The following is a 23,511-nucleotide window of genomic DNA, read 5'->3' as shown; positions in this document are numbered from 1 at the left end:
ACCGTCCCACAAACAGAGGGAGGTGCAGATGAAAAACACATGCCAAGTGGCCGTCATTGGTGGGGGTGTCGTCGGATGCTCGGTTCTGTATCACCTGACCAAGCTGGGCTGGTCGGATGTGATGCTGCTGGAACGTTCCGAACTGACCAGCGGGTCAACATGGCACGCGGCGGGCGGGTTTCACACACTGAATGGCGACACAAACATGGCAGCGCTGCAGGGCTATACCATTCGGCTGTATAAAGAGCTGGAAGAGATCACCGGCATGTCCTGCGGGTTGCACCATGTAGGCGGCGTGACCCTGGCCGACAATCAGGACCGTTTTGACATGCTGCTGGCCGAGCGTGCCAAGCACCGTTTCATGGGGCTGGAGACTGAAATCGTCGGGCCGGACGAGATCAAGAAGATTGCCCCGATCACCAATACGGACGGCATCATCGGCGCGCTCTATGATCCGTTGGACGGACATCTGGATCCCTCGGGCACCACACATGCCTATGCCAAAGCAGCCCGCATGGGCGGGGCAACAATCGAAACCCATTGCATGGTGCGTGAAACCAACCAACGCCCGGACGGGTCTTGGGATGTGATCACCGACAAGGGCACCATTCACGCCGAGCATATCGTGAATGCAGGTGGTCTTTGGGCGCGTGAGGTGGGCGCGATGGCCGGTGTCTATTTCCCTCTGCATCCGATGGAGCACCAATATCTGGTCACGGACTCGATCCCTCAGATTGAAGCGATCATCGACGCCGGTGGCGAGCATCCTCATGTGATGGACCCGGCAGGTGAAAGCTATCTCCGGCAGGAAGGGCGCGGTCTTTGCATCGGCTTCTACGAACAACCCTGCAAACCCTGGGCGGTAGACGGTACGCCTTGGGAGTTCGGCCATGAGCTCCTGCCCGATGACTATGACAAGATCACCGACAGTATCGAGTTCGCCTATAAACGCTTCCCTGTTCTGGCCGAAGCTGGCGTGAAATCAGTGATCCACGGGCCTTTCACTTTTGCGCCCGATGGAAACCCTCTGGTCGGGCCGGTGCCAGGAATGCGCAACTATTGGTCGGCTTGCGGTGTTATGGCCGGGTTCAGCCAGGGCGGCGGTGTTGGCCTGACGTTGGCGCAATGGATGATCGAGGGTGAGCCCGAACGTGATGTCTTTGCCATGGACGTGGCCCGGTTCGGGGATTGGATCAGCCCCGGCTATACCCGTCCCAAAGTGATCGAGAATTATCAGAAACGTTTCAGTGTCGCCTATCCAAACGAGGAACTGCCCGCCGCGCGTCCAAATCGCACAACACCGATGTATGACATCTTCAGTGATCTGGGCGCCGTCTGGGGCCAACAAAACGGGCTGGAGGTCGCCAACTACTTTGCCCAAGGCGATGAGCCCGGGTACGAGACCCCTTCGTTCCGGCGGTCTGACGCGTTCGGTGCGACAGGGCGCGAAGTGCGGGCCGTGCGCGAGAACGTGGGTATCAACGAGGTCCACAACTTCGGAAAGTACCGGATCACCGGACCAGCTGCGCGGGATTGGCTGGATCGGTTCATGGCCGGACGTATCCCGAAACCGGGACGCCTGTCTCTGACACCGATGTTGTCGCCCAAAGGCAAACTGATCGGCGATTTCACCGTATCCTGCCTGAGCGAAACCGAATTTCAACTGACGGCCTCATATGGCAGCCAGGCGTTCCACATGCGCTGGTTCCTGCAAAATGCACAGGCCGGCGTATCCGTCGATAACATCAGTGACCGGTTGAACGGGTTTCAGATTGCAGGCCCCAAGGCTACGCAAGTGCTGGCCGCCTGTACACGGGATGATCTGAGCGACTTCCAGTTTCTCGATGTCCGCCGCATGACAGTTGGCATGACCGACTGTATCGTTCAAAGGGTAAGCTATACCGGCGATCTTGGGTACGAAATCTACTGCGACCCGATGGCCCAACGGCAACTCTGGTGGACCCTGTGGGAAGCCGGGCAAGCGCATGGCATGGTTCCTTTTGGGATGCGCGCAATGATGAGCCTGAGGCTGGACAAGTTTTTCGGCTCGTGGATGCGGGAGTTCTCGCCTGACTACACTGCTGCGGAAACCGGGTTGGACCGCTTCATCTCATTCCGCAAGAACAGTGATTTCATCGGCCGCGCCGCTGCTGAGGCGGAACGCGCTGAAGGGACCGACCGTACATTGGTGGCCTTTGAGGTCGATGCAGACGATGCGGACGTCAACGCCTACGAGCCGATCTGGCTGGACGGCGCTGTGGTCGGTTTTTGTACATCGGGCGGGTATTCTCACTTCGCGCAAAATTCCATTGCGATGGGCTTCTTGCCTTCTGATCGCGTATCCGAAGGGCTTGAGGTTGAAATCGAAATCCTTGGGCAGATGCGCAAGGCAAAAGTACTCTCGACACCTTTGTTTGACCCGGACGGCACACGCATGAGGGGATGACAGCGCGCTTGACCGGCGGCATTGTAGCGGCATGACTGACATTCCCATTATCCTGCTGGCTGCCGGGCAATCTAGCCGCATGGGCGGGGTGGACAAGTTGATGCAGCTGATCGACGGCGTCCCGCTGTTGACGCGTTCAGCGCGCAACGCGCGGGCCGTTGGACCCGTGTTTGTCGCCCTGCCCCCAGAACCGCATCCCAGATACAAGGCTCTGGGCGGTCTGGACGTTCAACCCGTACCTGTCCCGGACGCAACAGAGGGAATGAACGCAAGCCTGCGGGCCGCGATGCGGCAGCTACCGCCAGACGCTCGTGCGGTGATGGTCTTGTTGGCTGATCTACCCGACCTGACTCAGGCCGATCTGGCCGCGGTCCTCTCGGCGCGACAGACCCACCCCGACAGTCTCATCTGGCGCGGGGCTACTGCAGACGGCAAGCCCGGCCATCCGGTGATCTTTGATCGGACGCTCTTTGATCAACTCTCAGCGTTGCAGGGCGATGATGGCGCACAAAAAGTAGTACGGGCACATCAGGGTAAAGTGTACCTGCATTGTCTGCCTGACCGGAACGCGTTGTTGGATTTGGACACGCCCGATGATTGGTACACGTGGCGCAAGAAACGTGCCCTGGAATAAACGCGGCCCGGTCTTTTCAGACCGGGCCGATGCCCAATACAGGACTACCACTTTTCTCAATCCCAAAAATCTGGTCAGTGCGCTGTCAAAGCACCCCGACTGAATAGCTGCCAAACCTAAACAAGACCCCCTCGTTAACACGCCGCTAAAACTTTCGGTGACTGAGTGAACCAGCAGCGCCCCCTAGCGCTTTTGGTTCCCCCTCACTTGGGCACGTTCATCCTCACTGATCTGATCGTTCGAAACAACGTAAAATTGGAAGGAATGGTTAACTTGACCCTAGGTCGAATGGTTTTTGAGCAACAACGCAGGTGCCGTCAATCAACCTTAAGGTGATTTCGTCTTATTGATCACCGCGACGATTCGAAATTATGCACAAACTTATGCGCACATTCACCTCATCAAAGCCAAAGTTTTCTGGTCAAGTCAGGCGACACTCCTGCTTGCACACAACTATTGGAGGAGTTGGCATTTTCCCCATCCTGCAGCTGGATCATTGTCAACAAAACAATAATAATTCAACGTTTTTGAAAGTTTGACGTCAAATTCAGCAACAATCCTCCGATTCGCGCGCCTTAACCAGGCGATTTTAACGAATCCCACTTGACGTCGGCCGCCACAGAACACGCGCTTTGTGGCAAAATTAAGATTTCTTCACGTATCCCTCAGGAAAGACCAATCCTGCTGCCGCATCTCTTGTTTCAACGCGTGGTCGAATCTGCGCGACACATACAGGAGACAGATATGAGCATCCGCAAATCCTCGCTTTTATTTCCCCGGACCTCCAACTGGACGGGCATCAGCGCCTTGGGCGCAGCGCTGCTGGCGACCACGGCTATGCCGTCCATGGCGGACGAGGCGCTGGCTGATTTGGTCGAAACCGTTTCACCTTCGGTTGTAACCATCATCGCGGAACAAGAAATCGTGCCCGGCGCGGCACCCGGACAGAATTTTGACTTTGACGGACATCCGTTTGGCGAATTCTTCAAACGGTTCGGCGCTCCGGAAGGTTTCGATGCACCCCAGCGCGGTCCGGCACAGGGTTTGGGCTCAGGCTTTGTAATGGATGAAGCGGGATACATCATTACCAATCACCACGTCGTCGACAACGCTTCGTCCGTGACCGTTCGACTAAATGATGACCGCACCTATGATGCCGAAGTGGTCGGCACCGACCCGCTAACCGATATCGCCGTCTTGAAAATCGACGCAGACACAAAGCTGCAGGCCGTTGAACTGGGCGACAGCGATGTTATCCGCGTTGGTGAAGACGTTGTGGCCATCGGCAATCCATTTGGCCTGAGCTCGACCGTAACCACTGGTATCGTCTCGGCAAAAGGGCGAAACATCTCTGAAGGTCCCTACGCAGAGTTCATCCAGACCGACGCTGCGATCAACAAAGGCAACTCGGGCGGCCCCCTGTTCAATATGGATGGCGAGGTTATTGGCGTGAACTCGGCCATCTATTCGCCCAGCGGTGGATCAGTTGGTCTGGGCTTTGCCGTGACTTCGAACATCGTAGATCATATCGCAGCCGATTTGCGTGACGACGGCCAAGTCAGCCGAGGCTGGCTGGGTGTTTCGATCCAAAATGTCAGCCCGCAACTTGCGGCGGCCCTTGGTATCGATGCCTCCTCTGGCGCGTTGGTATCTGACGTTGTTGCCGACAGCCCGGCAGATGGTGTTCTGAAGCAGGGCGATGTGATCCTGTCCTTCAATGACGAAGCCGTCGATTCCAGCGGTGATCTGCCCATTCTTGTCGGCACGACCAAAGTTGGCACTGACAGTACTTTGACCGTTCTGCGTGACGGCAAAGAGGAATCGGTCACTTTGACCATCGGCCAACATCAGGCAGCGTCTGCTCAGGCCGATACGCCGATCGAAGCTGAGGTTGCTGGCACAACGTTGGGCGTCACAGTCGCCCCGCTGACCGAAACGGTGCGCGCCGAGACCGGTGTCGCCGAGACCGTCGAAGGTGTTTTGGTTACGAACCTGAAACCCGACAGCCCCGCCGCAAAAGCCGGTCTGCAACGTGGTGACGTGATCGTCAAACTGGGCAACCAGGACACGTTCACCCCCGACGCGTTGAAGGCAGCGCTGGACAGCGAAAAAACCGATCCGGCCCTGGTGCTGATCAATCGCGCTGGCAGCCAGATATTCGTCGCAGTCGAACTGGCCTGATCTTGAACACGGGCGCGCTGCTTGATGGGAATTTTCGGCGCGCCTCACCCGGCGGACAGAATTGTCCACTGTCTGCCGGGCTTGCCGGGTGCGCGCCCAGCACCCGGCAAGGTCCCCGAATTCAATGTGCATCACCTGAAAATTGTGTTTAAATCCCGATAGAAAGGAGCCCGACCATGAGCCGCCGTCTGTTGATCGTTGAAGATGACGCTGACACCAGGGACTTCATCGCCAAAGGGTTCGGCGAAGAAGGCTATGTGGTCGAAACCGCCGCAGATGGGCGCGAAGGGTTGTATCACGCAACAGATGGGGGGTTCGATGCCGTTGTGCTGGACCGGATGCTGCCGGGCTTGGACGGGTTGTCCCTGATCAAGTCTCTGCGGGCGGCCGGATTGAAGACACCGGTTCTGATGCTGACTGCCATGAGCGCGGTGGACGAACGGGTCAAGGGCCTGCGCTCGGGCGCTGACGATTACTTGGTCAAACCGTTTTCCTTTCAGGAACTGCACGCCCGTATCGAGGCTCTGTTGCGCCGTCCGCAGGAAGCTGAGGAAACGCCAACGCTCACGTGCAAAGACCTGGAGATGGATCTGTTGACCCGCAAAGTCACCCGCGACGGGCATGAGATCACCCTCACCCCACGTGAATTCCAAATCCTCGAGTATTTCCTGCGTCGCAAGAACCGCGTGGTGTCGCGCACCATGCTGCTTGAGGGCGTATGGGATTATCACTTCGATCCAAACACCAACGTTGTCGACGTCCACATCTCGAAACTGCGGCGGCAGCTGGATGAAGGTGGCGATGCCCCCCTGATTGAAACCGTTCGCGGTGCGGGTTACATGATGTCTGATGGATAACCTACGGCTTTCTTTAAACAATTCCCGCACACGGCTGGTCGCAACCAGCATGTTTCTCAGCACCTTCCTGACGGCGTCGGTGTTGGTTTTGGTTTACGTCACGGCAAACCGAAGCATCGAATCCGAGACACGTTCGGTTGTCTCTGCTGAGTTGACAGGGTTGGCAGATGAATATGAACGGCGTGGTCTGCTTGGGTTGATCACAGCAATTGAGCGCCGCCTGCCAAGTGCTTCTGAACGAGACGCGCTTTACCTTTTGACGGATCGGCTTGGGGTCAAACTGGTGGGCAATCTGAAATCCTGGCCCGTCAATGTTGCAGCGGGCAGCGGTTGGGTCGATCTGGAGCTGCGCCGCGCCGACAATGACCAGCTTGTCCCAGTGTCTGCCGCCTCGATCCGCCTGCCCGGTGGAGAGCGTTTGCTGGTCGGGCGCGATGCCGCTACGCGGCAGCAGTTTGATCGAGTCTTGTTCCGATCAGTCGCATTGGCGCTGGGGATCGCCTTTGTGCTGAGCGTGATCACCGGCTGGCTGTTCACGCGTTTGGTTTTTGCGCGCCTTTCGGACATTGCCAGCACGGCAGAAAACATCGTGTCGGGTGATTTGTCCAAAAGGATGCCCCTGCGCGGAACCGGGGACGAATTCGACCAGGTCTCGGGCACTTTGAACAACATGCTGGACCGGATCGAGGAGTTGATCAGCAACCTGCGCACCACGTCAAATTCGATTGCGCATGACCTGCGGTCTCCGCTGTCGCGTCTGCGCCAGCGTGTCGAGGCCCTGTCAGAGCCGGGAAAAACCGATTTAGACCGCGAAGTGGATATAGCGCGCGCAACGGCTGAAATAGATCACGTGCTGCGTGTTCTGGCACAGTTAACCGAGATTTCGCGCGCCGAAGCCGGGCTTGGACGCGAACAGTTTGAAACCATCAACTTGCAGCAACTGGTTGGCGATGTTGTCGAACTATACGACCCTGTAGCTGCGGATCAGGGTATTACACTAGACGTCACTGGCTCTGCCCCCCCTATCGAAGGGCACCGCCCGCTTCTGTCGCAGGCCCTGTCCAATCTGCTTGAAAACGCGATGCGATATGCGCCCGCGAAGTCGACCATAACAGTGTCACTGGATACGGCGAACGGTTTTGCCTGCCTGCACGTGCGCGATCAGGGCCCGGGCGTCCCGCCCGAAGAACTGGATCGCCTGCAACTGCCTTTCGTCACACTTGACCCGGCGCGGACGGAACGCAACGCCGGTTTGGGGCTGGCATTGGTCGCAGCGATTTCACGTATGCATGGCGGGAAATTTGCAGCCCGGAATTGTAATCCCGGACTGGAGACGACGATCTATCTGGCGCAAAAGCCCTAAACCGGGATACCTTTTGTCGCCATCGTCTTGTTTTTATAGCGTTTATCTTCCGTCACATCCGTCCCGAACCACTTCGGTGGCACAAAAGCTTCGGCATCTTGTTCCGAGTCGAACTCAACCTCAACCAGACGCAATGGCGCCAGATCGCCCGAAAAGATATCCAGTTCAAACATGAGCCCATCCGGCAATTGTCCGGTATGGCGCTCTTTTTCGACGCGACGGCCTTCGGTTTCGGGCCAGAAGGTTTCGAACTGCTCTGCCGTAATCTGTGCCTCACGCTCAACTCGGACCAGACCACCGCCCCCTTTCAGGGTCAGGAAAAACGCATCGTTCTTCTGCCTCAACCGCAACTCAGTCGAGTCGTCGAGCGCCGTCAAATAACCCTGCCGCACAACCGCTCTCTGCGTATTGCTCAGGTCCGGCACAGCCGCCACCAGGAACTTGCGTTCGATTTCTTTGCTCATCGGGTTGAAACCACTCCGTTTTCCAATTCGTCAAACAGCGCCCGGTACGCGGCACAAGCCACACTGCGTTCAGCATAGGTACTGACCGGGGCACGATGCTGACCCATCTTTTCAATGTCCGCCGCGAAGGGAACCGTCGTTTGCAAAAACCGTTTAGGATATAGCTTGCGCATCGATTCCATCGTTTCCTGATGCAAAATCTTCCGTTTTTGCACCATAGAAAAGAACGCTCGCAGCTTTTTCTTGCGCAGTTTGTGTTCTTCAAAAAAGCTCACCAACTGATCAAACGTCCGCTCGGACAGGGTCGTGGGAATGACCGGGACCACGATTTCATCCGCTGCCTTGAAGATGTTTTCGGACAGGGTCGAAAAGTTAGGTGGGCAATCCAGAATGATCACGTCATAGTCGCTGCCAGCGGACACCAGCGCCTTTTTCAAGCGCGAGCGTTTGTTGCGCATCCGGGACAGGAACACATCGAAGTCGCGGAAGGTCAGGTTTGCGGGCAACACGTCCAGCCCTTCGAAGTCGCTGGCCCGGATCGCTTTGGTAAAGCGTTCTACATCCTCAAAAAACCGCGCATCTGTCAGCTTTTTCGATGGCTTCACCCGAAAATAGAACCCCGACGCACCCTGAGGATCGAGATCACACAGCAAAACCTGTTTCCCCGCTTGCGCATAGGCATAGGCCAAGTTCACCGAGGTCGCGGTTTTACCGACACCGCCCTTGTTGCTGTAGCAGGCAATGATCTTCATCCCTCACTCCTTTTTATGGTGAAACAAGCTGCGGAACAGAGTCCGGGTTTCGGGACTGTCAAAGTGTTGGAAGCTAGTGATAACGCGGTTGCGCTCGGATTTTTGACGTTGATCCAGCACCGCTATCAATCCGCCCACGGCCAGACCGATCTGTGTATCCACACGACCCTGTGCGTTGCTTTGCTGAAAGGCAAAGGCCAGCAATGCCTCTTGCTGGACAGAGTAGTCGTTGAACAGACCCAGATTGTCTTGCAGCTTTTTCAATGGCTTGAGAATTGTCTTGAACCCTTTTGCGTCAAAGAGCGGGGCAAAAAACTCCATCAGATAGCGCAGCTTCTTACAGTCGATGCGCAAGTCATGGACCGTTTCGTCCGGGGTGTCATCGGTGATGCTGCGCGCGATTTTGCATACCTTGCGGTAGCGTTTCCAGATCAGCGTGCAGGCATAACCGTAAGCACCCCGATCCGCGTTTGGTCCGGCTTTTAAACGACCAATGCCGTCGAACATTTCGATCAGCTGATCCATAGAGGCGCCATAGTCATTGCTGCGCAACCTTCGAGACAAGCGCGACAGTTCCTGCCCGCGCTCTTTCTGGAAGCGGTCAAACATCTCTAGCAATCCTGGATGAAGGTTGTGCGGGATGAGGTTGAAATACATATCTTTTTCCAAAAGATACACATCCAGATCACGCATCCGTCCGGTCGGGGCCATAAGATCTGAAAATACCTGCTTCAAATCGGCGGTCTGATCTTCGGAAAAGACCCCTTTGAACAGGCTGACCACAGACCTGATTTTGCGCAGGGAGACACGGTAGTCATGCAGAAACTCTGTATCGATGTCCGCGATCACGCCATCTTCGTTTTGCCGGGCAACCTTCAGATACGTACGAATGATATCTGCTGCGACTTCGATGGATGGTTCTGTTTTGCCCAACTTGATTTCAGGCTTGGCCTGATAGGCGTCCATATCTGGATACAGCCCGACATAGAACGCCTGGATACCCGGTTCGCCAACAGACATGTCGGCAATTGCTGCCCTGACCTTTTGATAAGCTCGCTCGTACCCTCGCAGTTGTTGAAGCTGAACAATTGTCACTTGCCCTGTTGGCGAGGACATACACCAGATCGTTCCCTTAACTTGTGTTTTTTGTAGTTCATCCAACACGGTGAGCGATTTCACCTCAATCTCTCCGGTTCCGATCTGCATAAGGGCGCGCAGTTCGGGAAATCCATTCAAAGCTGCCTGCACCGGGCCCCGTGGCAGGTCCTGAACAAACCGTCCCTTGCCTGCGCAGTTCTGGGACAAATAACGCTGCCCCTTTTGCAGCAGTTGCAACGCACCACCACTTTCGATCAACACCCGACCCTTGGCCCGTAAGGATTGGTCATGGCAATCCAGCAGCGCAAAAGGCCTGGCCACGCCTACCTGTTCAGCGACAACGGAAAACCCCGGCAAGGCAGCTTCAACAGCGGACAAGTCCATCAACGAGGGCAGAAAAAACACCTCTTCAGACGACCCGGCCATCCCCCTTTCGGTTGATCCACCTCTGGTCTTTTTGTGTTCTTGCACCCGACCCTCCGCGACAGCATGGTCTTATGCAATCTCAAGCTTGGAAAAACATCAAGGCATTCCGCTTTGACCATGCGTAATCCCCGGGTGACAGGGGTCAGGTATGGACGTAAAACAAGCCTATGAGCAACCCTGTTTCATCTATCCGCAACCTTGGTCCGGCCTTTGAACAAGCCTGTGCACGTGCAGGCATACACTCGGCTGAAGAGCTGAGAGAATTGGGGCCGGATGAAGCCTATGCTCGCCTCTTGCGCGCAGGCAGCCGGGCCCATTTCATCGGCTATTATGTGTTGGTGATGGGGCTGCAGGGCCGTCCGTGGAATGACTGCAAGGGCGAAGAGAAGAAAGCCCTGCGACAACGGTTCGACGCGATCAAAGCCGGTAACAGCGCGGCGCCGGAAAACCAGATGGTTGCGGATCTGGATGCCATTGGTGTTCGCATCGCAATCAAAGACCTAAAGCAAGTCTGAACAAAAAAGGCCGCCCCAATCGGAGCGGCCTCATACTTCAGCAAAGGCGGCGGCTTAGCCAACCAGTTCGATGCCCGAGAAGAAGTAGGCGATCTCAACCGCTGCGGTTTCCGGAGCGTCTGAACCGTGGACCGAGTTTTCGCCAACCGATTCAGCGAACTCGGCGCGGATGGTGCCGGGGGCTGCGTCTGCAGGGTTGGTTGCGCCCATGACTTCACGGTTCTTTGCAATGGCGCCTTCGCCTTCCAGAACCTGAACAACGACCGGCTCAGACGACATGAATTCGCACAGTTCGTCATAAAACGGACGCTCGGCATGCACGTCATAGAACTTGCCAGCCTGAGCTTTGGTCATGTGAATGCGCTTTTGCGCAACGATGCGCAGGCCGGCCTCTTCGAACTTGGCGTTGATCTTGCCAGTCAGGTTGCGGCGGGTTGCATCGGGTTTGATGATCGAGAATGTGCGTTCCAGTGCCATGTCGGCCTCTCCTTACAATTTGGCGCGGGACCCGCGCCGAAATCCATCGCGCGCCGCGTATCACGGTCTTCCGCTCAAGAAAAGTGTAATGATGGTCTGCCCGCTGCATTGGGGTTCAGAATGTGTCGGGCAGCGGGTCAATCCGGTCCAAACGACGAACATACAGCACCGCAAGCAACCCGGCAAAGCTGCACGCCCACATCATGCCCAGAACCAGAAACGGCCCGTTTTCTGGGCTGACAAATGCGCCTGTCATTGACGTCAGGATCGCACCGAGTGCAACCACCATCGCCCCCGACAACCCTGCCGCGCTGCCTGCCAGCCTGGGGCGCACCGACATGACCCCTGCCGAGGCATTTGCATTTGTCAGACCGTTGCCGAACCCGACACAAATGGCCGAGCCGAAGAACACCCAGACCGACCCCAATTCAGCGAGAAACAACAGCAATCCGCAGAATGGCCCTGTTGAAGCCACAACCCGGCCGATCAGGATCATCGTGGTCAGACGTGTCCGCGCTGCTATCCGGCCGGTAACGAAGTTACCGACCATGAACCCACCCGTGATGATCCCAATTCCAAGGCCCAGCATAGCAGGGCTTAGATCGAACCACGCGGCCGCGACCAATGGCGCGCCGGTGATAAAACTGTAGAACCCGCCAATCGAAAACGCCGCACAGAGGGCATAGCCCCAGAATCGACGGGCGCGGAACAGATGCGGATATTCCCGCAATTGGGCCGCGAAAGTTGAAGAGCGGTTCATGTTAGTCTCGCCCATGTCAAACCACAGCAGCCCCAACAGCCCTGCCCCGAGCAAGGTGTAAAGCACAAATCCCGAGCGCCAGCCGAAGAGCATATCCAGCCCCCCGCCCAGCATCGGACCAAGCATCGGCGCCAAAGCCATGGCCATCGCGACATAGCCGAGTTTGCTGGCCGCTTCATTTGGCGGATACCGATCTCTGATCGACGCACTGGACAGAACTGACCCAGCGACAACCGAAGCCTGCAAAAGACGGAACCCCAGAAAAACCCAAATCGATTCAGCTAGTGTGCATCCGATTGAGGCGATGACGAAGATGGTCATGCAGATCAACAAGATCGGCCTGCGCCCGAAACGGTCGGACAAGGGACCCATAATCAATTGTAAAACCGCTGAAACCGCCAGATACCCGGCAATCGAAAGGTTCACCAGGCCGTAGTCCACGCCGAAATCGTCACTCATATGCGCCAGTGATGGCAGGAACATGTTCAGCGACAGCACCGACAGTGCCGTGGCAAAGATCAGCGTGATCAGAGATGGTGGCGTTTGGGCCGCGCGCATGTGAAAAACCGTTCAGAAAAGCAAACGAAACAGCGCTAACACATTGCTTGAAGCTTGAACATGCTAAGCCGCTGGCGGCGGCATCACAGCTCTGCTAAGAGCGCCCCATGCTACGGATCGAAGATATCACCTACGCCGTTGAAGGTCGCCCGCTTTTTGATGGGGCGTGCGCGACTATTCCCGATGGCCACAAGGTCGGCCTTGTCGGCCGGAACGGCACCGGGAAAACCACCCTGTTTCGCCTGATCCGGGGGGAGCTGGCGCTGGAATCCGGCAACATCTCAGTCCCGAAACGCGCGCGGATTGGCGGTGTGGCGCAAGAAGTGCCTTCGTCAGAAGTGTCGCTAATAAACACCGTCCTCGCCGCTGATACTGAGCGCAGCGCATTGATGGCCGAAGCCGATAGCGCCGAAGACCCTGCGCGGATCGCCGAGATCCATACCCGGCTGGCCGACATCGATGCCTGGTCGGCAGAGGCGCGGGCAGCCTCGATCCTCAAGGGGTTGGGCTTTGACGACGAAGATCAACTGCGCCCCTGCTCGGATTTCTCGGGCGGTTGGCGGATGCGTGTCGCTTTGGCGGCGGTGCTGTTTTCGCAGCCCGATCTGCTGCTGCTGGACGAACCGACCAACTATCTGGACCTTGAAGGCGCGTTGTGGCTGGAAAGCTATCTGGCCAAGTATCCACACACGGTGATCATCATCAGCCACGACCGAGGGCTGCTGAACCGTGCAGTGGGGTCGATCCTGCACCTGGAAGACCGCAAGCTGACCTATTACGCGGTGCCGTATGACAAATTTGCCGAGCGTCGCGCCGAACGTTTGGCCCAGGCGGAATCCGAGAACGCCAAGTCCAAGGCCCGCATCGCACATCTGCAAAGCTTCGTGGACCGGTTCCGTTACAAGGCGTCCAAGGCCGTTCAGGCCCAATCCCGCCTGAAGATGATTGAGCGCATTCAACTGGTCTCGACCCCGCAAGAGGCTGCCTTGCGCGCGTTTTCCTTCCCCGAGCCCGAGGAACTTTCGCCGCCAATCATCCAGATCGAAGGCGGCGTCACCGGCTATGGTGAAACTGAAGTGCTGCGTCGCCTGAACCTGCGCGTCGATCAGGATGACAGGATCGCCCTGCTGGGCAAGAACGGTCAGGGCAAATCGACGCTGTCCAAGCTTCTGTCCGACCGCCTGCCGCTGATGGCGGGCAAGATGACCCGCAGTAACAAGCTGCGCATCGGCTATTTCGCACAGCATCAGGTGGATGAACTTCACGTAGACGAAACGCCACTGGACCACCTGCGCCGTTTGCGACCGGATGAAGCGCCGGGCAAGTGGCGATCCCGTCTGGCCGGATTTGGATTGAACGCAGATCAGGCAGAAACCAAAGTCGGTCGCTTGTCGGGTGGTCAGAAAGCACGCCTGTCGCTGTTGATCGCCACCATCGATGCGCCGCATATGCTGATCCTCGATGAACCGACCAACCACCTTGATATCGAAAGCCGCGAGGCTCTGGTCGAAGCGCTGACCGCATATTCCGGTGCGGTCGTGTTGGTCAGCCACGACATGCACCTTCTGAGCCTTGTTGCTGATCGGCTCTGGCTGGTCTCAGAAGGAACTGTCAAACTGTTTGACGGCGACCTGGAAGCGTATCGTGCCATGCTGTTGTCGCGAGACAAGCCGGTGAAAGAAAAGCCTCAAGTCAGCAAACCTAAACGCCCCTCGCGCGAGGCGATGCTGACCCTACGCGCCGATCTGCGCAAATGCGAGGACAGGATCGAAAAACTGACGGACATGCACGATAAACTCTCGGCCAAGCTGTCCGACCCGGCTTTGTATGAAGACGACAAGGTCAACGATCTGGAAACCTGGAACCGGAAATTTGCTGAAGTCACTGAGGCCATGCAAAAAGCCGAGGCCCTGTGGGTCGCAGCCGCCGAACGGCTTGAACAGGCAGAAACAGCATGACCACGCCCATCAAGGATACTAACGCCATGATTGCCGGTATGCGCCCTGTTTTACAGTCAGGCGAGTTTGCCTTTGCTTCCTGGCATCAAGACAAACCTTGGCCAGACGGTACACGTGCAAGCTGTGTCGAGGCTGAGGGGTTATCTCTCATCGTACCAATCAACCATGCAACGCAGGATGCCGTCGCAATGCGTTGCATCACGTTGCAGGTTCATTCTTCGCTGGAAGGTGTCGGTTTGACCGCAGCCGTTTCCAGCGCATTGGCTCAGGCAGGTATTCCCGCGAACATGGTCGCAGGGTATCACCACGATCACGTTTACGTCCCTTCAGATTCGGCACAAAACGCCCTGAATATCCTGCAGGACCTGCAAAGGAGCAGCAAATAGCGATGGACAGCGCATTCCTGATAACTGCGTTCACGACGCTATTTGTGGTCCTTGATCCGCCCGCGCAAACACCGATCTTTGTGGCACTGACTCAGGGCATGGACTGGAACACGCGCCGGTCCATCGCGGTTCGGGCGTGCGTGACTGCGGGCTTCATTCTGACCCTGTTCGCTGCGTTCGGTGAAGCTCTTTTGGGGTTTGTCGGCATCTCGATGGAGGCGTTTCGCGTTGCAGGGGGCGTTCTGCTGTTCCTGACCGCGCTCGACATGCTGTTCGAACGCCGCACCAAACGGCGCGAAAGCAGCGCCGAGGAAGAGGAACATCCGGACCCGTCCGTCTTTCCCTTGGGCATCCCGCTGATCGCCGGTCCCGGCTCGATAGCAACGATGATTCTGCTTGCGGGTCAGCAGCCCGGCATTCAGGGTCTTGCCGTTGTCATTGGCGTCATGCTTGTCGTTCTGGCGATGGTATTCGTGATGTATCTGACATCCGGCGCTGTGGCGCGTGTTCTGGGCAAGACCGGGCTGAATGTTCTGACCCGTTTGTTGGGTATGTTGCTGGCAGCGCTTTCGGTACAGTTCATTCTGGATGGCCTCAAAGCCTTTGGTTTTGCCGCATAAACCCCCATATAGCGTAGTACTGGCTGAAGTGGGGATACGCGAATGGAAGGCGTAAATATCGGACAACTGGTCTATCTGGTCGTACTTGGCCTGGCGGTTGCGTTCTGGTTCGTTTCGCAAAACCGCCAGTCCCTGAACAAGACATTGCAACAGGTGATGGCCTGGGTGTTCATCTTTGTTGGCGTCATCGCTGTTATCGGCCTGTGGGAAGACATCCGGTCTTCGGTTGGGCCCGCCCCGCAGATGACCGTTTCGGGCGAAACGATCGAGGTGCCCCGCGCCTATGATGGCCATTATTACCTTCCGGTTCTGGTGAATGGTGAGCCAATCAACTTTCTTGTCGACACCGGCGCCAGCCAGATCGTGCTGAGCGCACAGGATGCCGAACGCGCAGGCATCGACCCCAATCAACTGAACTATTTCGGACGCGCCCTGACCGCCAATGGCGAGGTGCGCACCGCTCCGGTCCGGCTTGAAACCCTGACTGTTGGCCCCATCACGGATCAAAACGTATCAGCCTGGGTCAATGAGGGCGAGTTGCACAAGTCCCTGCTGGGGATGGATTATCTGCATCGGTTTTCGAATATCCAGTTTGCAGACGGGCGCATGATCCTGTCGCGCTGACCTCTTTGGAATCGCTTTCGATCATTGAGAACAAAATAGGAACATGCTAAACTGTCCGCATGTCTGCCCATCTTCTCGATCAAAGACCCGCGCGCGCTGCTCCCGGGTTGAGCCTACATAATCAGATCACTCTGCAACTGGGCCGCGTGCACGAGGCATGTGGCCCAGCCCGACGCAGCTTTGCCATGTGGTTGACCGGCCAGACACAGGGCCCGGTCTTGTGGATTTCCCCCGCGTGGGAACCCGGCCAGCTAAACCCCGATGGGATGATGGCCTTTGCCGATCCGGCCCGGTTCATCTTTGTTCATCCCACCCGTGCCGAGGATCTTCTGTGGTGCATGGAAGAGGCACTGCGCAGCGGGGCGATCCCACTGATCATCGGCGACCTGCCCGGCGCGCCGGGGCTGACACCGATACGTCGGATGCATCTGGCCGCAGAACAGGGCGGCACGATGGGGCGGGCTCCGCTTGGCCTGCTGCTGACCCCTGGTGACGGTGGCGCGCAAGGGGTCGAGACGCGCTGGCACATGGCTGCGGCCCATCAGGGCGAGGCCCGGCGCTGGACCCTGACCCGCCGCCGCGCACGCGCCCTGCCCCCGATCACATGGCAGGCCAGCATGACCGCCGCCCGCGCAGGGCTGGAGTTGATCCGGCCCCAGACCGATGATGCTTTGGGGTAACACGGCAAATCGCTCACCCAAGATGTGATTGGCTAAACACAGGGCACCGCCCTAGCGTTTATGCACACGCAAATGATGCACCTGGCCACCAGTGACCGCCATCTCTGCAAACAATATCTGAATAAAAGGGACCACCCGCGCGTTAACCAAGAGTTACCCCCTGCGCTCTAACGTCAAGGCACAGGCGCGCACAACAGGTTCGAACACACCCGAAACACCAGCACAGGCAAGAGGAACCTTCATGACCAGAATGACCAGACGGGCCGTGATAGCCGGGTTGGTGGCATGGCCGGCACTTACCTCTGCGCAGACCGCATTGATCCCTTACGCTCTGGCGTCCAAAGGCACATCGGTTGGATTCACCTTCGATCTGTCCGGGGTTTCGCAATCCGGCACGATGCCGATCCAATCGGCTGCAATAAAACTGGATACAAAGCGTCTGCAAAACAGCAAGGTCGACGTGATCCTGAACGTTGCCAATGCGCGAACCAGATTACCGTTTGCGCGCGGCCCCATGCTGGGGGAAAGCGTACTGAACGCCGATGCACATCCGACCATTCGCTTCACCTCGACCAAAATCCAGCTCGGTCCGAGTGGACGCATTTCGGACGGGGCCACCATTACAGGAGACCTCACCGTGCGTGGCATAACCCGCCCGGTGATCCTCGACGCCGCGCTGTACCGCCCGCCAGGCAGCGCAGCGGATGACCTCAACGCCCTTTCGATCCGCCTGACAGGAACACTGGACCGCCACGTTTTTGGGGCCTCTGGCTATCCCGAACTGGTCGATGACACGGTCGGGCTGAACATCCGCGCCGAGATCACGCGCCAGAACTAAACAGCGAAACTGCAAAAAACGACACACGAGGGTCGATTAGACACGCGCAACCGGTCTGAGTGCGTTATGCCTGACCTCACTATGCGCACGATCATTTCATTTGCCGCCCTGTTTCTTTCGGTCATTCTGCTGCAGCTCTCTACGGGCGGCGTGGGTCCACTCGATGCCATTTCGGGCATCACGCTGAATTTCACGACAGAACAGATCGGTCTGTTGGGCTCGTCCCATTTTATCGGCTTTTTCGTCGGGTGCTGGTGGGCCCCGCGCCTGATGGGCAGTATCGGGCATTCACGCGCTTTTGCCGTATGCACCGCATTGGGCTCAATGGGGCTTATCGGACACACTCTGACGGACGACCCTTACATCTGGGCCGCATTACGGATCGCGTCGGGGACCTGTGTTGCGGGCAGCTATACGGTGATCGAAGCCTGGCTGAACGCCAAGGTCAACAACGAGACACGCGGGCGCGCCATGGGAACCTATCGGATTGTCGATATGGGCGCGTCTCTTGGTGCGCAATTGATCATCGCGGTACTGCCGCCTGCGTCTTACGTTTCGTACAACCTACTGGCTATTTTGTGCTGTGCCGCGCTACTGCCACTGACATTGACCAAAGCCAGCCAACCCAAAACACCCGACGCGCCGCGATTGCGTCCGAAACTGGCCTGGCGCAGCTCTCCTCTGGCGGTGGCAGGCGTGATCGTCGCCGCGCTCAGTTCGGCCTCTTTCCGCATGGTCGGCCCGGTTTACGGGCAAGAGGTCGGCCTGGGTGTCGATCAGATCGCCTTCTTCCTGGCCTCGTTCGTATTGGGTGGTGCGCTGGCACAATACCCCGTGGGCTGGTTGGCCGACAAATATGATCGGCGCTGGGTGCTGATCTGGCTATCTGCAGCTGCGGTGCTCAGTTGTGGAGTAACAATGATGGCAAGTGGCAGCGGGACCATTGGTGTGATGTCGGCGGCAGTTTTCTTTGGCCTGACAACCTTTCCGATCTTCTCGGTCTCTTCCGCCCACGCAAATGACTTTGCCACGACCGAGGAACGTGTTGAACTATCGGCCGCGCTGATGTTCTGGTTTGCGCTAGGGGCCATCGCGTCGCCCTATATCTCGTCGACCTTGATCCAAAAGTTCGGCCCCGAAGCCCTATTTGCCTTCGTCGCATTTGGACATGCCTTCCTGATCATCTTTGGTCTGGCCCGGATGCGGTCGCGGCCTACACCAGATGAGCGTACGAACTACGTCTACGCTCCACGGACCTCGTTCACGATAGGTCGGCTATTGAAACGGTCGCGGGAAAAGTAAAAAGGGCCGGGAAGCACCCGGCCCTTTCAACAATTTCGAGGGGCAGTTGCGTCAGTGCTCGGTACGCGATTCTTCTGCTGGTTCTTCAGCTTCGGCGGGCTCAACAGTCTGCTCCAGAGCACCGTTCACAACGCCGCCAACACCGTTTTCCATCGACAGGCCCAGTTCTTCGCCCAGTTTCTTGAGCGCCGGCATCTGGACGGCCATGCCCATGATTGAATCCAGTGCCTGATTAACCACGGGCTTGTCGGCGTTGGCCGAACCACCACCCGAGGCGCCTGCACCAATGCCACCAACCTGATGGATCTTGATCGAGTCGATCTTTTCGGCTGGTTTGACCATTTCCGAGATGATCGAGGGCATGGCTTCGATCCGCGCCAAATCCACCTTCATGCGGATTTGCGCAGCGGACAGAGCGTTGTCGGCCTCGACAATCGCACGTTTACCTTCGGCTTCGGCCAGCATGTCGTTCTTCTTGGCTTCGGCACGAATGTTGAGCGCGTCAGCATCGGCCTGAGCTTCCTCGCGCCGGGCTTCGGCACGGTCGGCGGCGGCCTCTTTCTCGGCCTGCGCAGCGAGGCGGATCGCAGTTGCCTGACGTTCCGCTTCGCGGGCAGCTTCGATCAGAACGATCTGCTTCTGACGTTCGGCCTCGGCCACTTCACGGGCGGTCACAACAGATTCGGTCGCTTTGGTCGCCTCAGCACGGGCCAGATCCGCCGACGCACGCGCGCGGCTTTCCTCTTCGGATTTCTGCGCGATGATGATCTGGCGCTCTTGCTCGGCCACTTCGATTTCGCGCTCTTTGGAGATTTCCGCATCGCGGATCTTGCGCTCACGCTCGATCTCGGCTGCACGGATGGCTTCCTCACGGGCGATCCGGGCGCGTTCTGTTTCACGTACCGAGTCTTCGGTCCGCGCTGCGATCTCGGCCTCTTGGGCCACGCGCAGGGTTTCCACCATTTGCGTCTGTTCAATACGCGCCTGTTCTTCGTCTTTTTCGATCAGCAGCTTCTGACGCTGTGCTTCCATCGCCGCACGACGCACCTCAACCTCGGCATCCGCATCAATCTGCGCGCGCTCTTTCTTTGAAGTCGCGATAACCTCGGCCAGCTTGCGCATACCCACGGCGTTAAACGCGTTGTTCTCATCCAAAGCTTCGAACGGGGTCTGGTCCAGCGCGGTCAGCGAGACGGATTCCAGCGACAGGCCGTTTTTCAGCAGATCCTCGGACACCGCATTCTGCACTTCCTGCACAAAGTCGGCGCGGTTTTCGTGCAGACCGTCCATGGTCATCTGAGCCGCCACGGCGCGCAGGCCATCAATCAGCTTGCCTTCGATCATCTCGCGCAATTGCTCGACATCAAAGGTGCGATCACCCAGCGTTTGAGCCGCGCGGGCGATCCCTTCTTCGGTCGCCATGACCGAGACGTAGAACTCGACACCCACGTCCACGCGCATCCGGTCTTTGGTGATCAGTGCAGCCTCACCGCTGCGCTGCACCTCAAGGCGCAGGGTTTTCATGTTTACGGGGCTGGCTTCATGCAACAGAGGCACGATCACGACACCACCGTCCATAATGACTTTTTTGCCGCCTGCCCCGGTTTTCACCAGGCTCACTTCGCGGGTTGCGCGTTTGTATAGACGGCCAAGCACAAGGCCGATGAACAGCAGAACGGCCAGAATGGTGACGACCGTAATGGCCAGGAAAGAAACTTCCATGCAAAATCCTCCGATTTTAGGGTTTGAAATTTGATTAGTCTGACAATCCAACCAGAACGAACCGGTCGCGCCGTCTGTCGCGCAGCACCAAAACCTCGGTGCCTTGCTCAAGGATGTCTTTGTCCTGCAGCGGCTCGGCCCGCAGGTGATGCGTGTTGCCGAACCGGTCCATCACCCGCACCTCTGCCGCGCGCCCGCGTGAAGCAGTCCCTTGCGAGATCACGCCCCGGCGGCGGGCCAGCATCCGTTCCGACATTGCCTCGGTCTCGGTCTTGGGCAACAGCCGGGCAAAGACTGTGCCAAAGCCACGCGCAAACCACAGGCCAAACGCACCGGCAGGAATGGCCGCCATCCAACTGGGCAGGTCAAATCCCAGCAGATCGCGCAGCGCCAGTTGCAGGCCGATGCCCGACAGGCCGAAACCTGCCAACAGTACCACCAGCCAGATCATGAACGGCACTTTGCCGATCCCCAGCCAGGCCATCGGGCCTGCTGAGTCTGCCTGAGGTACCTCCGTCTCAATCTCGGCCAGTTCGAATTCGCTCAGATCGAAATCCGCATCGATATCAAGATCGAAATCCGCGGCATCCAGATCCAGGGCATCCACCACGTCCAGATCAACCTCGCCCTCACCCGCCAGCAAACTTCCCCCCAACACCAAAGCAATCAGCTCCAGTGCCAGCAGGCCGAACAACAGCGCAAGTGCCATTGTGAATGGTACAAATGCACCTTCGAGCAGGAAGTCGAACATCAATGAATGGCTTTCGTTATTGTATACTTTAGTATACATTGGATGTGGGTAGTCTTAACGAAATTTCAAGAGGTTGCGATTCTGGAATTCAACCTAAGGGTGGTGTCTCCCCCCGCCCGTATACAATCCGAAATCCGGTGTCAGGTGTTTTTTTATTGCCGATCATTGCTTTTCAGGGCGCAGGTGCGAAACCCGGCCTTTTGCTGACGGACGACATAAGGTAGACGGGCGCGCAGACAGATATGCGGAAGCGGAACATGGCTCGGATTCTCATCACCTCAGCGATCCCCTACATCAACGGGATCAAGCACCTCGGCAACCTGATCGGCTCGCAACTGCCAGCCGATCTGTATGCGCGTTACCAGCGTGCCCGGGGGACTGAGGTCATGTTCCTGTGCGCCACGGATGAACACGGCACGCCGGCCGAACTGGCTGCCGCCAAGGCAGGCAAGCCGGTGGCCGAGTACTGCGCCGACATGTATACGGTTCAGGCCGATATCGCCAAACGGTTTGGCCTCAGCTTCGATCACTTCGGTCGTTCGTCAAGCGACCAGAACAAGCGTCTGACCCAGCATTTTGCGGGTAAGTTGGATGACGCGGGCCTGATCCGCGAAGTCAGCGAGAAACAGGTCTATTCCAACGCCGACGGTCGCTTTTTGCCCGACCGCTATATCGAAGGCACCTGCCCCAATTGCGGCTATGAGCGCGCGCGCGGTGACCAGTGCGAAAACTGCACCAAACAGCTGGACCCGACAGACCTGATTGAGCCACGTTCGGCCATTTCCGGCTCGACCGATCTGGAAGTGCGCGAGACCAAGCATCTGTATCTGCGCCAATCGGCGATGAAGGATCAGTTGGATGCGTGGATCGACAGCAAGGCGGACTGGCCTATCCTGACCACATCGATTGCCAAGAAGTGGCTGCATGACGGCGACGGCCTGCAAGACCGTGGCATCACCCGCGATCTGGACTGGGGCGTGCCGGTCAAAAAAGGCGATCAGGATTGGCCAGGGATGGAAGGCAAGGTCTTCTATGTGTGGTTCGACGCGCCGATCGAGTACATTGCCTGCGCCAAGGAATGGGCCGATGCCAATGGCAAGAGCGACGCCGATTGGGAGCGCTGGTGGCGCACCGACAAAGGCGCAGACGACGTGCGTTATGTCCAGTTCATGGGCAAGGACAACGTGCCTTTCCATACGCTGTCTTTCCCGGCGACCATTCTGGGCACCAACACGCATAATGAAGTGAGCGGATCATCCGAGCAATGGAAGCTGGTCGATTATATCAAGTCGTTCAACTACCTGAACTATGATGGCGGCCAGTTCTCGACCTCGCAAGGTCGCGGCGTGTTCATGGACCAGGCGCTGGAAATCCTGTCCGCCGACTACTGGCGCTGGTGGCTGCTCAGCCATGCCCCTGAAAGCAGCGACAGTGAGTTCACCTGGGAAAACTTCCAGCAATCGGTGAATAAGGACCTCGCCGACGTTCTGGGTAACTTTGTCAGCCGGATTACCAAGTTCTGCCGCTCGAAGTTCGGTGAAGCCGTGCCGGAAGGCGGCAACTATGGCGATCGTGAAAACGCTCTGATCAACGAACTCACCAAACGTGTTCGCGCTTATGAAGGGCATATGGAGGCGATGGAGGTGCGCAAATCGGCGCAGGAGTTGCGGGCGATTTGGGTTGCTGGCAACGAATATCTTCAGGCCGCAGCCCCATGGTCAACCTTTAAGGAAGACCCCGAGCAGGCTGCCGCTCAGGTGCGCCTGGGTCTGAACCTGATCCGTCTGTACGCCGTGCTGAGCGCGCCGTTCATTCCTGACACTTCGGCCCGCATGTTGAGCGCGATGAACACGCTCGATACTGCCTGGCCGGAAGACGTGGCCGCAGCGCTCAGCGCCCTGCCCGCAGGTCACGACTTTACCGTGCCCGACGTTCTGTTCGCCAAAGTCACGGATGAACAGCGCGAGGAGTGGCAGGAGAAATTCGCAGGTACACGCAGCTGAACACGGCGTGACCCAAACGACAAGCGGGGGCTTTATCAGCCCCTGTATTGCGGGCTGGCATGAAACAGCTGAATATCTAAACCATCCAAAGCGCTG

The 23,511-nt window shown here is 57.6% G+C and carries 21 protein-coding genes; 14 read left to right on the top strand and 7 right to left on the bottom strand.

The window, feature by feature from the left end:
* Window positions 1–28: 28 nt before the first annotated feature.
* The 5 genes from AC2FLD_RS12645 to AC2FLD_RS12625 all read left to right on the top strand — a co-directional run bounded on the left by AC2FLD_RS12645 (window position 29) and on the right by AC2FLD_RS12625 (window position 7,481).
* Entirely contained in the window at window positions 29–2,446 is a 2,418-nt protein-coding gene (locus AC2FLD_RS12645) for a GcvT family protein (RefSeq protein WP_496672542.1), read from the top strand.
* 31 nt (window positions 2,447–2,477) lie between these two features.
* Window positions 2,478–3,080 (top strand): nucleotidyltransferase family protein, encoded by a 603-nt coding sequence (locus AC2FLD_RS12640; RefSeq protein WP_496672544.1) that lies wholly within the window; start codon window positions 2,478–2,480, stop codon window positions 3,078–3,080.
* A 744-nt stretch (window positions 3,081–3,824) separates the two neighbouring features.
* Window positions 3,825–5,261, top strand: a complete 1,437-nt coding sequence (locus AC2FLD_RS12635; RefSeq protein ID WP_496672546.1) for a Do family serine endopeptidase — start codon at window positions 3,825–3,827, stop codon at window positions 5,259–5,261.
* A 176-nt stretch (window positions 5,262–5,437) separates the two neighbouring features.
* Window positions 5,438–6,118 (top strand): response regulator transcription factor, encoded by a 681-nt coding sequence (locus tag AC2FLD_RS12630; protein WP_496672548.1) that lies wholly within the window; start codon window positions 5,438–5,440, stop codon window positions 6,116–6,118.
* A gap of 49 nt (window positions 6,119–6,167) precedes the next feature.
* A complete protein-coding gene (locus AC2FLD_RS12625; protein WP_496672551.1) occupies window positions 6,168–7,481 on the top strand; it encodes a sensor histidine kinase in 1,314 nt (437 codons plus the stop codon).
* Here the strand turns inward: AC2FLD_RS12625 and AC2FLD_RS12620 are convergent.
* The 3 genes from AC2FLD_RS12620 to AC2FLD_RS12610 are packed head-to-tail and all read right to left on the bottom strand — an operon-like array spanning window position 7,478 to window position 10,266.
* Window positions 7,478–7,945 carry a CYTH domain-containing protein gene (locus tag AC2FLD_RS12620; RefSeq protein ID WP_496672554.1) on the bottom strand — a complete coding sequence of 156 codons (468 nt, stop codon included), beginning with the start codon at window positions 7,943–7,945 and terminating at the stop codon, window positions 7,478–7,480. The genes AC2FLD_RS12625 and AC2FLD_RS12620 overlap by 4 nt on opposite strands.
* Complete coding sequence (locus AC2FLD_RS12615) at window positions 7,942–8,697, bottom strand: ParA family protein (RefSeq protein ID WP_496672557.1); 756 nt, start codon at window positions 8,695–8,697, stop codon at window positions 7,942–7,944. The genes AC2FLD_RS12620 and AC2FLD_RS12615 overlap by 4 nt, the downstream gene beginning before the upstream one ends.
* A 3-nt stretch (window positions 8,698–8,700) precedes the next feature.
* Complete coding sequence (locus tag AC2FLD_RS12610; RefSeq protein ID WP_496672560.1) at window positions 8,701–10,266, bottom strand: CHAD domain-containing protein; 1,566 nt, start codon at window positions 10,264–10,266, stop codon at window positions 8,701–8,703.
* 122 nt (window positions 10,267–10,388) lie between these two features.
* On the opposite strand from AC2FLD_RS12610, the gene AC2FLD_RS12605 reads away from it, so the two are divergent.
* Window positions 10,389–10,736: a TfoX/Sxy family protein gene (locus AC2FLD_RS12605; RefSeq protein WP_496672563.1), complete on the top strand. Its 348-nt coding sequence runs from the start codon at window positions 10,389–10,391 to the stop codon at window positions 10,734–10,736.
* A gap of 54 nt (window positions 10,737–10,790) precedes the next feature.
* Here AC2FLD_RS12605 and ndk read toward each other — a convergent pair whose 3' ends face one another.
* Window positions 10,791–11,213, bottom strand: coding sequence for a nucleoside-diphosphate kinase (gene ndk / locus AC2FLD_RS12600; RefSeq protein WP_050603574.1), 423 nt, complete (start codon window positions 11,211–11,213; stop codon window positions 10,791–10,793).
* A gap of 115 nt (window positions 11,214–11,328) precedes the next feature.
* Window positions 11,329–12,531 carry a multidrug effflux MFS transporter gene (locus AC2FLD_RS12595; RefSeq protein WP_496672566.1) on the bottom strand — a complete coding sequence of 401 codons (1,203 nt, stop codon included), beginning with the start codon at window positions 12,529–12,531 and terminating at the stop codon, window positions 11,329–11,331.
* A gap of 107 nt (window positions 12,532–12,638) precedes the next feature.
* Between AC2FLD_RS12595 and AC2FLD_RS12590 the strand changes: the two genes are divergently transcribed.
* From AC2FLD_RS12590 to AC2FLD_RS12560, 7 genes are all read left to right on the top strand, one after another.
* Window positions 12,639–14,489: an ABC-F family ATP-binding cassette domain-containing protein gene (locus AC2FLD_RS12590; protein ID WP_496672569.1), complete on the top strand. Its 1,851-nt coding sequence runs from the start codon at window positions 12,639–12,641 to the stop codon at window positions 14,487–14,489.
* On the top strand, window positions 14,486–14,875 hold the full coding sequence (locus AC2FLD_RS12585) for an ACT domain-containing protein (RefSeq protein ID WP_496672571.1): 390 nt from the start codon (window positions 14,486–14,488) through the stop codon (window positions 14,873–14,875). The genes AC2FLD_RS12590 and AC2FLD_RS12585 overlap by 4 nt, the downstream gene beginning before the upstream one ends.
* A 2-nt stretch (window positions 14,876–14,877) precedes the next feature.
* Complete coding sequence (locus AC2FLD_RS12580; protein WP_496672574.1) at window positions 14,878–15,495, top strand: MarC family protein; 618 nt, start codon at window positions 14,878–14,880, stop codon at window positions 15,493–15,495.
* A 42-nt stretch (window positions 15,496–15,537) separates the two neighbouring features.
* Window positions 15,538–16,119, top strand: coding sequence for a retropepsin-like aspartic protease family protein (locus tag AC2FLD_RS12575; protein WP_496672577.1), 582 nt, complete (start codon window positions 15,538–15,540; stop codon window positions 16,117–16,119).
* 59 nt (window positions 16,120–16,178) lie between these two features.
* Window positions 16,179–16,799 (top strand): ImuA family protein, encoded by a 621-nt coding sequence (locus tag AC2FLD_RS12570; RefSeq protein WP_496672580.1) that lies wholly within the window; start codon window positions 16,179–16,181, stop codon window positions 16,797–16,799.
* A gap of 241 nt (window positions 16,800–17,040) precedes the next feature.
* A complete protein-coding gene (locus AC2FLD_RS12565) occupies window positions 17,041–17,637 on the top strand; it encodes a YceI family protein (protein WP_496672583.1) in 597 nt (198 codons plus the stop codon).
* An 81-nt stretch (window positions 17,638–17,718) separates the two neighbouring features.
* Window positions 17,719–18,939 (top strand): MFS transporter, encoded by a 1,221-nt coding sequence (locus AC2FLD_RS12560; RefSeq protein WP_496672665.1) that lies wholly within the window; start codon window positions 17,719–17,721, stop codon window positions 18,937–18,939.
* Window positions 18,940–18,990: 51 nt separating this feature from the next.
* Here the strand turns inward: AC2FLD_RS12560 and AC2FLD_RS12555 are convergent, their stop codons facing one another.
* On the bottom strand, window positions 18,991–20,661 hold the full coding sequence (locus AC2FLD_RS12555; RefSeq protein WP_496672586.1) for a flotillin family protein: 1,671 nt from the start codon (window positions 20,659–20,661) through the stop codon (window positions 18,991–18,993).
* Between the two features lie 34 nt (window positions 20,662–20,695).
* Window positions 20,696–21,451 carry an OB-fold-containig protein gene (locus AC2FLD_RS12550; protein ID WP_496672589.1) on the bottom strand — a complete coding sequence of 252 codons (756 nt, stop codon included), beginning with the start codon at window positions 21,449–21,451 and terminating at the stop codon, window positions 20,696–20,698.
* A 218-nt stretch (window positions 21,452–21,669) separates the two neighbouring features.
* Here AC2FLD_RS12550 and metG point away from each other — a divergent pair, with 218 nt between their 5' ends.
* Window positions 21,670–23,415: a methionine--tRNA ligase gene (gene metG / locus AC2FLD_RS12545; RefSeq protein WP_496672592.1), complete on the top strand. Its 1,746-nt coding sequence runs from the start codon at window positions 21,670–21,672 to the stop codon at window positions 23,413–23,415.
* Window positions 23,416–23,511 lie beyond the last annotated feature (96 nt).

This window comes from Ruegeria sp. CDSA021 (genome assembly GCF_059612325.1).
The sequence above is the reverse complement of the archived record's forward strand: the minus strand, read 5'-3'. Positions and strand labels throughout refer to the sequence as shown.

Excerpts from the sequence above, each read along its gene's own strand:
- AC2FLD_RS12645 (WP_496672542.1), top strand. The coding sequence starts at position 29 with ATGAAAAACACATGCCAAGTGGCCGTCATTGGTGGGGGTGTCGTCGGA.
- AC2FLD_RS12640 (WP_496672544.1), top strand. The coding sequence starts at position 2,478 with ATGACTGACATTCCCATTATCCTGCTGGCTGCCGGGCAATCTAGCCGC.
- AC2FLD_RS12635 (WP_496672546.1), top strand. The coding sequence starts at position 3,825 with ATGAGCATCCGCAAATCCTCGCTTTTATTTCCCCGGACCTCCAACTGG.
- AC2FLD_RS12630 (WP_496672548.1), top strand. The coding sequence starts at position 5,438 with ATGAGCCGCCGTCTGTTGATCGTTGAAGATGACGCTGACACCAGGGAC.
- AC2FLD_RS12625 (WP_496672551.1), top strand. The coding sequence starts at position 6,168 with ATGTTTCTCAGCACCTTCCTGACGGCGTCGGTGTTGGTTTTGGTTTAC.
- AC2FLD_RS12620 (WP_496672554.1), bottom strand. The coding sequence starts at position 7,945 with ATGAGCAAAGAAATCGAACGCAAGTTCCTGGTGGCGGCTGTGCCGGAC.
- AC2FLD_RS12615 (WP_496672557.1), bottom strand. The coding sequence starts at position 8,697 with ATGAAGATCATTGCCTGCTACAGCAACAAGGGCGGTGTCGGTAAAACC.
- AC2FLD_RS12605 (WP_496672563.1), top strand. The coding sequence starts at position 10,389 with ATGAGCAACCCTGTTTCATCTATCCGCAACCTTGGTCCGGCCTTTGAA.
- ndk (WP_050603574.1), bottom strand. The coding sequence starts at position 11,213 with ATGGCACTGGAACGCACATTCTCGATCATCAAACCCGATGCAACCCGC.
- AC2FLD_RS12595 (WP_496672566.1), bottom strand. The coding sequence starts at position 12,531 with ATGCGCGCGGCCCAAACGCCACCATCTCTGATCACGCTGATCTTTGCC.
- AC2FLD_RS12590 (WP_496672569.1), top strand. The coding sequence starts at position 12,639 with ATGCTACGGATCGAAGATATCACCTACGCCGTTGAAGGTCGCCCGCTT.
- AC2FLD_RS12585 (WP_496672571.1), top strand. The coding sequence starts at position 14,486 with ATGACCACGCCCATCAAGGATACTAACGCCATGATTGCCGGTATGCGC.
- AC2FLD_RS12580 (WP_496672574.1), top strand. The coding sequence starts at position 14,878 with ATGGACAGCGCATTCCTGATAACTGCGTTCACGACGCTATTTGTGGTC.
- AC2FLD_RS12575 (WP_496672577.1), top strand. The coding sequence starts at position 15,538 with ATGGAAGGCGTAAATATCGGACAACTGGTCTATCTGGTCGTACTTGGC.
- AC2FLD_RS12570 (WP_496672580.1), top strand. The coding sequence starts at position 16,179 with ATGTCTGCCCATCTTCTCGATCAAAGACCCGCGCGCGCTGCTCCCGGG.
- AC2FLD_RS12565 (WP_496672583.1), top strand. The coding sequence starts at position 17,041 with ATGACCAGAATGACCAGACGGGCCGTGATAGCCGGGTTGGTGGCATGG.
- AC2FLD_RS12560 (WP_496672665.1), top strand. The coding sequence starts at position 17,719 with ATGCGCACGATCATTTCATTTGCCGCCCTGTTTCTTTCGGTCATTCTG.
- AC2FLD_RS12555 (WP_496672586.1), bottom strand. The coding sequence starts at position 20,661 with ATGGAAGTTTCTTTCCTGGCCATTACGGTCGTCACCATTCTGGCCGTT.
- AC2FLD_RS12550 (WP_496672589.1), bottom strand. The coding sequence starts at position 21,451 with ATGTATACTAAAGTATACAATAACGAAAGCCATTCATTGATGTTCGAC.
- metG (WP_496672592.1), top strand. The coding sequence starts at position 21,670 with ATGGCTCGGATTCTCATCACCTCAGCGATCCCCTACATCAACGGGATC.